This is a genomic window from Sedimentibacter saalensis (genome assembly GCF_007830175.1).
In the GTDB taxonomy this organism is placed as follows: domain Bacteria; phylum Bacillota; class Clostridia; order Tissierellales; family Sedimentibacteraceae; genus Sedimentibacter; species Sedimentibacter saalensis.
In genome coordinates this window covers 32,639-46,077 of record NZ_VLKH01000007.1, presented here as the reverse complement: position 1 = coordinate 46,077, position 13,439 = coordinate 32,639, and the positions used below count along the sequence as shown (strand labels likewise).

Here is a 13,439-nt window from a genome sequence, read left to right as displayed (position 1 = left end):
TATTATACCTCTTTTGAGGGAAATTGCACAGTGATTTGAGTTCCCACATTTTCCCAGCTCTTCAAATCAATTGCTCCGTCATAAAGCTCAGCTATATGCTTCACAATGGACAATCCAAGACCTGTTCCTCCGGTTTCTTTGGACCTGCTTTTATCAACCCTGTAAAAACGTTCAAATACACGTAGCTGGTGTTCTTCAGGAATTCCTGTTCCCGTGTCTTTAACCACTATGTTTATGAAAACACCTCTTTTAAATATTTCCACATCAACTTTTCCACCTTTTTTGTTATACTTTATTCCGTTGTCCACAAGATTGTACAAAAGCTCGCTTATATAATTTTTGTTGGCTTCCATAATCACTTTTTCGGACTTCAATGTCAAAGTGACATTGTTGTCTTCTGCCTTGTGCCTTAATAAGTTCACCACTTCCTCAGCTGTTTCCTTGAGATTTACCTCATTGTATTCGTACCCGTCTATTCCTTCTTCAATTTTTGAAAGCCTTATAATATCCTCTATGAGGGAAATAAGCCTCAGCCCTTCCTTGTGTATCATACCGCAATATTTTTTAATGCTGTCTGAATCGGTTATTAACCCTTCCTTTATCATTTCAGCAAAGCCAATCATTGTTGTGAGAGGGGTTTTCAGTTCATGAGATACATTTGCTGAAAATTCACTGCGCATGATTTCTGCCTTCTTCTGAAATGTTACATCTTCAATGAGTATTAATAGACCTGTAACCATACTTTCTGACTGTTCCTTAACAGGACTGAAATAATACCTGTAAAAGTTTTTTCCCGTATCCATGTCAAATGTCAAATGCGTGTTTTCCCTGATGGCTGTATCAATATTTTCAATGATTTCTGCGTTTCTTGTAAGCTCAAGTATGTTCCTGCTTCCCTGCAGGTTGAAATTGTAGTTTCTCATCATGTTTTTTCCGCTTTGATTTATGGATAGTATGTTTTTATGGCGGTTTATGAGTATGAAGCCTTCCTTCATATTTTCAGTTATAATCCCTATTGTGTCCCTTTCATGTCTTAATTCATCAACATATTCGCTGATTTTTATTTTCTGGTCTTTAATTTTATGAGAAAGAGGCCTGAACTCATCATATATTTTTATTTCTTGAACGTTGTTTCCTTCCAGCATATCGTCCAGAGCTGATGTCATCTCATTGACAGGTTTGAGAATTTTTTTTGTAAATTCATTGGCACATGCATATACAACAGCAAAAAGCATAACAAAAAGTACCGCAAGCAATGGAATTACACCTGCGAATACTGAATTGATGCTTTTTATTTCCCTCGATATGCGAAGTACTCTATTATCATTTAATTTTACAGCAAAATAATACATATCTGACGATATTGTGTTTGAATACCTTGTATCATCTCCATAGCCGTATGCAAATGCATTTTTTATTTCAGGCCTGTTTCCATGGTTATCCAGGGTTTCACCACTTGCCCAATTGTCATATACAACAACTCCGCTTTTGTCGACTATGGTAAAGCGCATGGTGTAATCAACAGATTTTAAAATATTGTTGACAGATGACTTCACTGATTCTTCATCACCCCACTTTTCAGGCTCCCTTGAAAGTTCAGTTATAGTCTTAATTTGATTTTTGGCATCTTCTGAATAAAACCCATAGTATACAAATGATGTCAATATGCAGGCTAAAAGAGAGGCAGCAACTGAAATAAGTGTGATCATGAGGAACATTCGCTTTTTCATCACTGTTCCTCCAATTTATATCCTGCACTCCTAACGGTGGATATGAAATTAATGCACCCTGCACTTTCAAGTTTCTGCCTGATGGTTTTTATGTGCATATCCACAGTCCGTGTTTCGCCCTCATAATCATATCCCCATATTTCCTGGAGGATTTTATCTCTTGAAAGAACAATTCCCTTGTTGAGCATTAAGAAATGCAACAGTTCAAATTCCTTGAATGTCAATGATATTGAAGTACCGTTGTAGCTTAAATTTCTCTTCTGGTAATCAAGTATGAGCCCGTTGTATTCCGTGATATCAGTTTCACTGCCGTTTTGACCGTTTTTTCCGTAACGCCTCAATACTGCCTTCACCCTTGCCAGCAGTTCAAGAACACCAAAAGGTTTCGTTATAAAATCATCTGCTCCTGATTCAAGTCCCCTGACCTTGTCAAGTTCCATTGATTTTGCTGTAAGAATTATCACAGGTATGTCTTTGTAGTCCATTTCTTTTTTCATGTCTCTTAGAATCGTCATGCCGTCAACTTTAGGAAGCATCAAATCAAGCAATACCAAGTCTGGAATTTTCTTTTTAATTTCATCATAAAATCCTTTTGCATCTTCAAAACCGTACACCTCAAAATCAGCTGCTGAAAGAGCCAGTGTTATGAGCTCTCTTATTCCCGCGTCATCTTCAACACAATAAATAGTCTTCATAACTCACCTACTTTGGTTTATGTTCTCCTGTAATTGAAAATATAACCCATTCAGCTATATTTTCAGCATGATCGCCTATTCTTTCAAAATATTTTGCAATCATGAGGAGGTCAATTGCTTGTTCTCCGTTTTCTGTATTTTCCTGAATTTTTTCTATGAGTTCCTTTTTTACAACCTGAAACAAATTGTCAACTATGTCATCATATGCACACACTTCTTCAGCAAGCTTTCTGTCTTTGTTTACAAAGGCATCAACGCTTCTTGTCACCATGCTGATGGTGGCTTCAGCCATCTGAGGTATATGAACAAGATCCTTTATAAACTTCTGGTTAACCATAAATCTTGCTATTTCTGCAATGTCTTCAGCGTTGTCCCCTATGCGTTCCATGTCCGTAATCATTTTTAGAGCAGTGCTGATTATCCTAAGGTCAGAAGCCACAGGCTGCTGCTGGAGCAAAAGTTTAAGACAATGACTTTCAATTGTTTTTTCCATTTCATCAATTTCAATTTCAAGCTCATTAACCTTGCCAACAAGCTCCAAATCTTGCTCCAAAAGAGATCTGGTGCTAAGTTCAATTGCATTTTCAATGAGGCTTCCCATTTTAATCAGTTCCAGGTTCAAATTTTCAAGCTCATGATCAAATTTATTTCTCATATTATACCTCCTATTAGCCGAATCTTCCGGTTATATAATCTTCTGTTTTTTTGTTTTTAGGCATTGAGAACAGTTTTTCTGTTTCATTGAACTCAACAACTTCCCCGTGCAGGAAAAATGCAGTCTTGTCTGAAACTCTTGTTGCCTGCTGCATGTTGTGAGTTACAATGATGATTGTGTAATTATTCTTGATTTCAACAAGTAAATCTTCTATTTTCATTGTAGAAATCGGATCTAATGCAGATGTTGGTTCATCAAGAAGAATCACCTCCGGGTTCACGGAAAATGCTCTGGCTATGCAAAGCCTCTGCTGCTGTCCTCCGGACATTCCCAGCGCACTTTTTTTAAGTCTGTCTTTCACTTCATCCCACATAGCTGCTGAACGAAGGCTTTGTTCAACAATTTCATCCAGCCTTGACTTTTGTTTGATGCCGTGTGTCCTTGGCCCATATGCCACATTGTCGTAAATACTCATGGGGAATGGATTAGGCTTTTGAAAAACCATCCCAACTCTTTTTCTGAGAACTGTTGCATCCATGTCCTTGTATATGTCCACATTGTCCAGCAGAATTTTTCCTTCTATTTTCACTCCTTCAACCAGGTCATTCATGCGGTTTAAGGATTTTAAAAGAGTTGACTTGCCACAGCCAGAAGGACCTATGAAAGCAGTAATTTCATTTTCATTAATATTCATGTTTATATTTTTCAGAGCCTGAAATTCTCCGTAATATAAATTTATATTTTCTATTTTCATTTTTTCTTTATTTTCCATTGTTCAGCCTCCCTATTCTGCCTGCAAGCTTTGTTGCGGCAAAATTTACTAAAAATACAATTATGATAAGTATTGCTCCTGTTGCAAATGCCATGTCCTTTGAATGCGGCAGACCTTCACTTGCCAGCATGTACATATGAATTGCAAGTGTTCTTTGAGATGCCATAACATCCAGAGTAGGATTTTCAAGTACATTTGTTCCGCTTGTAAATATTAGCGCAGCAGTTTCACCCACAATTCTTCCTATTGCCAGGATAACCCCTGATAAAATTCCAGGCATTGCTGTGGGAAGAACTATTGAAAACACAGTCCTAAGCCTTGTTGCTCCAAGGCCCAGACTTCCTTCACGATACATGTCCGGAACAGACTTTATGGCTTCCTCTGATGAGCTTATGATTACAGGAAGTATCATTATTGATATAGTAAGCACCCCTGACAATACTGATGCTCTTAGACCGAGAATGTTCACGAAGAATATCATTCCAAACAATCCGTACACAATGGACGGTATTCCTGCCAGAGTGTCTACAGCAAGTCTGATAACCTTAACTGCCTTATTTCCTCTCTTTGAGTACTCATGTAAATATATTGCACAAAATACTCCAACAGGAACTGCAATGACAAGGGAAATCACTATCATTTCCACAGTTGTCACAATTGAAGAGAATGCTGACAGCGATTCAGAATTGTATTCTCCGAAAAGAAATTCCATGTTTATGTTTGGAATTCCTCTAACTAGTATAAACAACAGTATATATGCAAGAATTCCCACTGTCAATATTCCGCAAAGCCAAACAAGAGACCTTAGAATCAGAGACTTTGTTTTTCTTTTATTTAGAACGCTTTTTTCCAGAGCTGTATTTTCCATGATTCCTCCTTAATTTCTCGATGATCTGGATTTTATTAAACTTAGGGAGGCATTTAGTATTACTATGAACACGAACAAAACCACGCCAGTTGCTATAAGTGATGATTCATGAAGTCCCGAAGCATAACTCATTTCCGTAACAATATTTGTTGTAAGTGTTCTGATAGGTTTTAAAATTGCTATTTTATCTAGAGGCATTACTGCGTTTCCTGCAACCATTACAACAGCCATTGTTTCACCAACCGCTCTACCTATTCCCAATATAATTGCTGTAAGAACACCTGATTTTGCTGCAGGTACCACAACCTTAAATATTGTTTCTTCTTTTGTGGCTCCAAGGCCGAAAGATCCTTCCTTGTAGCTTTCCGGTACTGCTCTTATGGAAGATTCGCTTATTGATATTATTGTAGGCAAAATCATTATCCCAAGAATAATGGCAGCAGACAATATGCTGTAGCCGTTACCTCCTATGTTGTCTCTTACAAAGGGAACAACAATCTGCATTCCGAAAAAACCATAAATGATTGATGGAATTCCTGCAAGCAGATTGACAGCAGGCTTTACAATTTTATAAATACTCTCCGGGCAAAACTCTGCCAGAAAAACAGCACACATTAATCCTACAGGAACACCTATTACAATTGCACCTGCTGTTACATAAATACTTCCCACTATCATGGATAAAATTCCATAGGATGCCGGTGTATTTACAGGTCCCCATTTTTCGCTGAAAACAAAATCCATGAATCCTATTTCTGCTATTGCCGGTATTCCCCTTAAAAACAGAAACAAACTGATGGCAATTACAGCCAGCACTGACACAAAAGCAGACATGAAGAAAACTGACTGCATAACAGTGTCGTTAAATTTTGATTTTTTTGCATTTTCCATTATTTCACCTGCCTCCAGGATGTTATTTTTCCTGTGTAAATTTCTGTGATTTCTTCCGATGACAAATCACTTATGGGATTATTCTTGTTAAGTATTACAGCAATTCCGTCAATTGCCAGCACATGCCTTTTTAAACTTATAGCTTCATCTTCCTTAAGCTCCCTTGAGCTCATTCCTATGTCGTAGGAACCGTCAATTGCTGCCTTGATTCCCTGTGATGAACCATTTGACTGCATTTCAAACGTAACATCTGGGTTCAAAGATTTGTAATCTTCCTGGAGTTTTTCCATCAGAGGAGTCACGGATGTTGACCCGGCAACCTTGATTGTTCCCTTAAGTCCAGATGCAGTATATTCCTCTTCAGCTTCAGCTCCCGGAATGTATTTCATCTCTTTTGCAATTGTCTGACCTCTTGATGAAGATACAAACTTTATAAAATCATCCACCAGCTCAGTTTTATTTTCTTTTGTCACCAGCAAAAATGGTCTTGACACTACATAGGACCCGTTTTTAATATTTTCTTCTGTTGGATCAGCTCCGTTTATTCTGGCAGTCTTAACTCTATCGCTCAAAGATCCAACAGAAATGTAGCCTATGGCATGTTTGTCTCCTTCTACGGCAGTCACCACCTTATCTGTGCCGTCAAATTCAAGAGCACCAACAGCCAGATTATCTGTTTCTGTTCCGTCCGCTTTCACTTTTATTTTCATTATTTCATGAAAAGCTCCCCTTGTTCCGGATGCGGCATCTCTTGCAACAACCGTAATTTCTTTATCGAAGTTGAACTCTTCCATAGATTGTCCTTTTGAACACCCTGCAGCAGCAATTGATAAAACAGAAATTGAAACTAAAAAACCTAGAGTTTTTCTTCTTTTCATTGCATACTCCTTTACTCAATTTTTACCTGTGCTTAATATATACCCACAGAGTAAAAAAAAAACCGCAACAATGTAAAAACTATGTAAAATTACAGACTATTTATTGCAAAAAAAATTCCGGCTGTTTGCCGGAACATAACTTTTTAATTGCTTATACCACCTTGTTCTTGTTGCTTCCTTTGGCATAATAAAGATTCTTGTCCGCCCTGTTTATAACATCGTCAAATGATGAGTCGCAGTCTGAGCACTGATGCACACCAAGGCTTATGGTAAGAGACATATTAATACCTTCTCCAATTGAAAAAATACTGTTTTCTACGTTTTTCCTTATGCGTTCAGCAACTTCAAACGCTTCATGTTCTCCTGCATCAGGACATATGAGCAAAAACTCGTCTCCTCCATAACGTCCTATGTAGTCAGTATTTCTGATACTTTTTGTAATTGTTTCCGATAACAGGCTTATTGCCTTGTCACCATATATATGACCGTATGTATCATTTATAATCTTGAAATTATCCACATCAATCATTACAGCACTGAATTTAATTTTATTATCTTTACATTTATCATAAATAAGTTTGCCAAGCTTAACAATTTCATGCTTGCTCAAAAATCTTGTCAGCTGGTCATATGTGGCTATTTCTTCAACCTTCTTGTAAGAAATAGCATTTTCAATGGCTATGGCTGTATAATTGGCAAGAATTTTCAACATGTTAAGGTCGTTTTTATCATAGGAGTTTTCTTTCATGCTTTGAACGGTCATTGCTCCTACAACTTTGTCATTAATAATCATGGGTGTGTATATCATGGATTTAAGCTTTGACTCATCAATCCCATCAAGGCTTCTTGGAAAGACGCTGGTGAATTTTTTGTATTCCTTGCTTACATTTCCTAAAATGATATCACGTTTTGTTTTAATGCAGTATCCTGCAAATGTTGAATAATCTACCTTTGAGAACTGCACAGTTTCAAACAGCTTCTCATCCATCCCTGCAAAGTGGTAGCTTATCTGATCTTTTTCCTTGTCATATACTGCAATTCCGAAATAATCTGTTTCAATAAGCTTGTTTATCTCATCATTTATTATATCTATAATTGAATTTATATTTAAATTTGAAATTATTTTCTGACCAATGGTTGACAGGAGTTCAGTCCTGTCATAAAGTGACTTGTATTGTTCGACTTCTCTTCTTGCATTCTTGATACTCACTTTTGCAATCAGCTGGTTTTGTTCATAATTGTACATTTCGTCATCTATAAGCTTGTATTTCTCTAAGAACTCAAGAGCATTTTCTATCAATTTAAGTTCTTTGTATATTTTATATAATTTAAAATAAATTTCCTTAAGAAGAACATTTATATCTTTTGAAGAACATATGTAAGCAACTTCGTTTAGTTTTTCAATGGCTTCCTGCTTTCTTCCCACATTTACGCAAAGGTTGGCCCATTCAACCATGGCGCTGCATCTTTCATAAGTAAGATTTTGCTGTTCTGCATAATTACAGGCCATCACAAATTCATTTTCTGCTATATCATATTCCATAAGCTTTTTATAAGCCATTCCTTTAAGCTTATGAATTTCGCTCATATCAGTAATTAAATGTGATTTTTCTTCAGCCTTTGATGCTTCTTCAATATATGATAGAGATTTCATAGAATCTCCAATATGTATTTCTATTTCAGCCATGGCCAAAAGACATGCCACCCGCTGCTGATCAGAAAGGTCATACATGAGTTCCATAGAGTTGAATATTTCCTTTGCCTTATCAAAATGCTGCATTTGAATGTAATTTATTCCTGTGTTTAACAGTAGTGTTATGAGTGCACTTTTGTTGTTTATTTCTTCTGCAATTGTTATTCCCTTCAGTCCCCATTCATTGGCTAGATTTAACTGCCCTATCTGACAGTAGACATTGGTCAATCCGTTGCATGCATATACAATACCTTCTTTATCTACAATGTTGTTAAATATTTCATATGATTTCAAAAAACTTGTGACAGCCTTATCGTAATGAGTAGTATCGAAATTATACCAGCCCTGGTAGTAGTAAGCCCATGCATTTACCTTATAGAGTTTATTTTCTTCAGAAAAAATCATTAAGCCATCACTTATTTTTTTGAATTCTTCCAGGTTGCTCGACAGATATTTCATTGCTTCTTTCCTGAAAATTTCAATATTATCTTCGTTTTCTTTAAGACTTGCAAGTTCTTTGACATACTTGAGCTGAAAATCCATATCTTCACTCCTGGTAACATTTTTTCATAGATTATTGATATTCATAATAAACATAAAAAGTTGTATTGTCAATTATACTGTAAAAAAACCTCATTTAAAATGAGGTTTTTTTATTTATTTAATTTTTTGTCAGGGAAAGATTAAATATTGTTCATTTTCAAATATCTTTCCTGAATTTCCATAAGCTCTTTTGGAGATTTCTTCAATTTCATAGGACGAACATATTCAGGAGCAGCCGGATCTTCTTCCAATGTCATTATAGAAATTCCAAGGAAAGCAAATACAACTGTTACTATTGGGCTCAAAATATTGAAGAATGCATAGAACATATATGACAATGTCGGTACTCCCAGGAATGTAGACATTGTAGCACCGCAAGTGTTCCAAGGAACAAGTGCTGAAGTTACAGTACCTGAGTCTTCAAGAGTACGTGATAAGTTTCTAGGTGCCAATCCTCTTTCATGGTAAGTATCTTTGTACATTTTTCCTGGCAATGCCAATGCAAGATATTGATCTCCGCAAAGAATGTTTACAAACAAGCAAGTAAGTGCTGTTATAAGAACCAATGAACCTGTGCTCTTAGCAAATCCTAAAAGTTTGTTAGCTATTACAGCCATCATACCTGTTTTTTCCAGAACGCCGCCAAATGTCAAAGCACACATAATCAAAGAAATTGTCCACATCATGTTCTGGAGACCGCCGTTTGTCAACAGTTCATCAACCATTGCATGGCCTGATTCAGCTACTGTACCATAGTTAGCAACATCCAGTATATAACCAAAGTCTCCGCCTTGATATACAGTTGCAATACCTCCAAGTATACAACCTATTATAAGACCTGGAATTGCAGGAACTTTCATTGCTACCATTACAATTACTATAACCGGTATCAACAATAAAATCGGATTGATAGTATAAATACTTTCAATTGCTGCCAAAATTCCGTTAATTTCAGTAACATCCAGTTGTTTTCCTCTGTACTGCAATCCTATAACAAGGAATATAACAAAAGTTATTCCGTATGATACGCTTGTTGTGTAAAGCATGTGTTTGATGTGATCAAACAATGATGCTCCTGCCATTGCAGGTGCAAGGTTTGTTGTGTCAGACAACGGAGAAATTTTATCTCCGAAATAAGCTCCTGAAATTATGGCTCCTGCTGCCAATGGAAGCGATATTCCAAGACCTTGGCCAACTCCTATAAGAGCAACCCCAACAGTACCTGCAGTTGTCCACGAACTTCCGGTTGCCAGAGATACTATACTGCATAGTATAACAGATGCAGCAAGGAAGAATGTTGGTGACAATACTTGCAAACCGTAATAAATTAATGTAGGAACAATGCCGCCTGAAATCCAAGTACCAATTAACACGCCAATTATTGCAAGAATTAAAATTGCCTGCATTGTGCTTCCTATTGATTCAACAATACCTTCTTCAATTTCTTTCCATGTAAAACCTAATGTAAATATTGCTATTGCTGCTGCAACAATTGCTCCAATTATAATAGGTATATGAACATCTGCTCCGTATACTATTATAGAAAAGGCTAATAGACCAACTGTTACTGCTACCGGAATAATTGAAACTCCTAATGACGGTACCTTCTTTTGTTTTGGATCTTTACTCATAATACTCCTCCATAAAAAATTTGGTATGCACATGTTGAATATATTCACAAAAGGACTATTCACCCAATACATAAAAAAAACCCAATAATAACGTTATCCCTTTATTCATAAAATTCCACTGTGCAGAATGATTTTAATAAAACGTTATTTTCATCGCCCAAATGAAAAGAATACGTTTTACTTGCAATGTAATTCTATCATATATATGTTGATTTGTAAACAGTAATTTATTAACAAGTTAATATTTAAACATACAACTTATAAATTCTCATATTGATATATTACTTTAATCGACAAAATAAAAATCAGAATTTTACAATTCTGATTTTTATTTTTTAAAATATATTGTTCTTATACTGTATATACAGTCCTCTTATTTCAGTCATCTTCTCATTCATTTGCTTTTGAAGTTCTGATGCCGTATCAAAATCACCTTCTGCAAGAGCATTCTTGATTTTTGTAAATATACATTTCTTAGTCATGCTGTCCTTCATAAGCTTAGTTTTAAGGTATACTATTTTTTCCCAATTAACCACATCAAGATCTGTAGCGTGGTTTTGTTCATCATGAAGTTTTACAAATGTTTTTAACAGCATTATGTTATCGTGGATGATCCTGCCTTTAAGCTCATTTTTCCATTTTTGAACAGTGGATTCTTTAAATGAATTTATGAGTTCGCAGCTAAAAACATCACCTTTTTTCAATACCTGCTGTTTTAATTCATTGGATTCAAACGCGCTTAAGTTTTCCCATACTGTTGCAGGAGCTTTGCCATAAAGTTTATTTCTTTCTTCTTCAGTAAAGCGTTCAAAAACATCTTCTTCGCTTCTGTATTCTCTGAACTTCTCCAGGTAGAAACCTTCTTCTCCGTATTTCTTGGATATTTCCTTTTCAAGTTCATCCATTGAACGTCCTGCATCTGTCACTTTTTCTATTCCGTCCAGCATCGCCTGATATGATGCTGCCAGCACGAGATAAGTGTTAGAATATGGATTTGGAGATCTGAGCTCAAATCTTGTAGCAAGAGGGCTGTTAGAATCTCTTATTACTCCCACAAGAACTGAACGGTTTCTTGAAGGTGATTCCTTGCTTCCTCCAAGTGATGTAACTGTGCATATAGGAGCTTCAAAACCTGGTTTTAAACGGTTGAATGCATCATTGGTAGCTGTAACAATAGGATTTATAACTTCATAGTTTTTAAGTATTCCCATTAAGGCTCCGTATCCTATTTCGCTCAAGTATTGATTTTTCATGTCGACAGGAGCAAATAAATTGATTCTTTTTCCGTTCTTCAGCTTAACAGCAGCTCCCAAGTGAACATGCTCTCCGTTTCCTGCAACACCTTCTATTGGTTTTGCCTTAAACAAAACTTCCAATCCATGGTGTCTGAACTGATCTTCTATTAACTCTCTTATAAAAATTTCATTGTCAGCTGTCTGTAGAGTGGTTGAAAATCTCCAGTCTATTTCAAGCTGTTCCATAACATGAGTGATTCTTCCTTTAGCATCAATTCTATTGGCAATTCCACCAACTTCCTTGTGTGCCATTTCAGGTTTAAGGTCGTAGCATTCCAGCTGATCCATTATTTTTTCAAGAACTGTTCTGACAGTTCCCATTGTTCTTTTCCAATATTGTTCCTTTAATACCTGAGAAGTGTGAAGTTCTTCAAAATCAGCGCTTTGTTCAGGTGTCTTAACCCACATTTCAAGTTCTGTGGCACTTGTTAATACAATTTCTTCAACATCATCATGGTTAAAGCCATAGTTTTTTGTAAGTTCCGGATGTTTTTTGAATATTTCCATCAATTCATTCTGGAAATTGAGTCCTGCTCTTTTTAGAATAGATCTTGAGCATACCTGCTTGCCGCTGTGTATTATAAAAGAAGGAATTTTTAATGTCCCAACCGGCAGCCCGTTTTCATCGTTGTAATACTCATAATTGTAATCAACGAACCATGTACAGTCAACGTCCGGCAATATATCAACCTTGGCATCGTTCAAATCGGCGATTCCTTGAAGCTCAACGCTTGACCCGTCTGTTTGTATGCCGTATTTCAGCATATCTTCCATATCTTTAACAAATAATTTAACCGGTATTTTTTCGTCAGTACCGTTTCCTCCGATATCAACACCCATGAAAGATACAAACTGGATTTCAGGATGTTCTTCAAGTATTCGTGTTATATCTTGTATGCCGTGGTGTTCAGGCTTAATGGTATATATCATTTTACCCATGTCTTCCTCCTATAATTCTTATAATGAGTATTCTAGCATATCGAAATATTCATTGCAAGAAAAAAAAGTACGCTTTTTTCATAATATTTCGCAAAAAGACGAAATATTTAAAGCGACTTTTTATAAATGTTCGTATTTATTTCTGGCTGCATATATCTATAAGTTCGTTAGGTTCCATCACTAAATATTCCGGATTGTTTTTTTTAAGACTTTCAACTGTGTTGTAACCCCATCCCACAGATGCAATATCAATTCCAGCATTCTTTGCAGCATTTATGTCTCTGATTTCATCACCTACATAAAGAACTTCATTCTTGCTGAGTTTTTCTTTCTTCATTATTCTTCTCATCTTTGTTTCTTTTCCAAACATTGAGGCACTTGCAATAAAATCAAAAATATATGCATCATTTTTTTCCAAAAACATTTCAACATTTGTCTTTGAATTAGTTGTAATAATTGCAGTCTTTATTCCCATTTTTTTAAGTTCTGCTACAGTGCTCAAAATATCTGGCTTGCAAGGTTTGATATTCTTCATGTCCTGTTTCAAAAGATTCTTTCCCCTTTTAAGCATAAAAGGAAGGTATCTTTTTTTAAGCTCAACATAAGCCATCAATTCCTTAGCACTCATTTTTTTAATATGACCAAGTTCATCTATGGTAATATTTCTTAAATTATATTTTTCAGCTAACTTTTGATATATTACAAAATTAACCTCTTCAGTGTCTGCAAGAGTTCCATCAAAGTCAAAAAATACATATTTATATCTCACTATTTACCATCCTTATCTTAATATCCATCAACAAATTGAACGCAATTAAACTATATTATATTTTCCTTTTTCAGTCAATT

11 protein-coding genes are annotated in these 13,439 nt (G+C 35.9%); all 11 read right to left on the bottom strand.

What is annotated here, in order from left to right; genetic code table 11:
• Nucleotides 1-2: 2 nt before the first annotated feature.
• The 11 genes from LY60_RS12135 to LY60_RS12085 all read right to left on the bottom strand — a co-directional run bounded on the left by LY60_RS12135 (nt 3) and on the right by LY60_RS12085 (nt 13,359).
• On the bottom strand, nt 3-1,730 hold the full coding sequence (locus LY60_RS12135) for a sensor histidine kinase (RefSeq protein ID WP_145084130.1): 1,728 nt from the start codon (nt 1,728-1,730) through the stop codon (nt 3-5).
• Nucleotides 1,730-2,425, bottom strand: coding sequence for a response regulator transcription factor (locus tag LY60_RS12130; protein WP_145084127.1), 696 nt, complete (start codon nt 2,423-2,425; stop codon nt 1,730-1,732). The genes LY60_RS12135 and LY60_RS12130 overlap by 1 nt, the downstream gene beginning before the upstream one ends.
• A gap of 7 nt (nt 2,426-2,432) precedes the next feature.
• Entirely contained in the window at nt 2,433-3,080 is a 648-nt protein-coding gene (gene phoU, locus LY60_RS12125) for a phosphate signaling complex protein PhoU (RefSeq protein WP_019227750.1), read from the bottom strand.
• Nucleotides 3,081-3,093: 13 nt separating this feature from the next.
• On the bottom strand, nt 3,094-3,852 hold the full coding sequence (gene pstB, locus LY60_RS12120) for a phosphate ABC transporter ATP-binding protein PstB (protein ID WP_145084124.1): 759 nt from the start codon (nt 3,850-3,852) through the stop codon (nt 3,094-3,096).
• On the bottom strand, nt 3,842-4,720 hold the full coding sequence (gene pstA / locus LY60_RS12115) for a phosphate ABC transporter permease PstA (protein ID WP_019227748.1): 879 nt from the start codon (nt 4,718-4,720) through the stop codon (nt 3,842-3,844). The genes pstB and pstA overlap by 11 nt, the downstream gene beginning before the upstream one ends.
• Nucleotides 4,721-4,729: 9 nt before the next feature.
• Nucleotides 4,730-5,611 (bottom strand): phosphate ABC transporter permease subunit PstC, encoded by an 882-nt coding sequence (gene pstC, locus LY60_RS12110; protein WP_145084121.1) that lies wholly within the window; start codon nt 5,609-5,611, stop codon nt 4,730-4,732.
• Entirely contained in the window at nt 5,611-6,489 is an 879-nt protein-coding gene (locus tag LY60_RS12105) for a substrate-binding domain-containing protein (RefSeq protein WP_145084118.1), read from the bottom strand. Before LY60_RS12105 ends, pstC begins: the two co-directional genes overlap by 1 nt.
• A 151-nt stretch (nt 6,490-6,640) precedes the next feature.
• Nucleotides 6,641-8,725: a sensor domain-containing diguanylate cyclase gene (locus tag LY60_RS12100; protein WP_145084116.1), complete on the bottom strand. Its 2,085-nt coding sequence runs from the start codon at nt 8,723-8,725 to the stop codon at nt 6,641-6,643.
• A gap of 140 nt (nt 8,726-8,865) precedes the next feature.
• Nucleotides 8,866-10,356, bottom strand: coding sequence for a Na+/H+ antiporter NhaC (gene nhaC / locus LY60_RS12095; RefSeq protein ID WP_145084113.1), 1,491 nt, complete (start codon nt 10,354-10,356; stop codon nt 8,866-8,868).
• A gap of 335 nt (nt 10,357-10,691) precedes the next feature.
• The gene (locus tag LY60_RS12090; RefSeq protein WP_145084110.1) at nt 10,692-12,590 is read right to left on the bottom strand and encodes a type I glutamate--ammonia ligase; all 1,899 of its coding nucleotides are present in this window, start codon (nt 12,588-12,590) and stop codon (nt 10,692-10,694) included.
• A 136-nt stretch (nt 12,591-12,726) separates the two neighbouring features.
• Nucleotides 12,727-13,359, bottom strand: coding sequence for an HAD-IA family hydrolase (locus LY60_RS12085; RefSeq protein ID WP_170226207.1), 633 nt, complete (start codon nt 13,357-13,359; stop codon nt 12,727-12,729).
• Between the last annotated feature and the right edge of the window lie 80 nt (nt 13,360-13,439).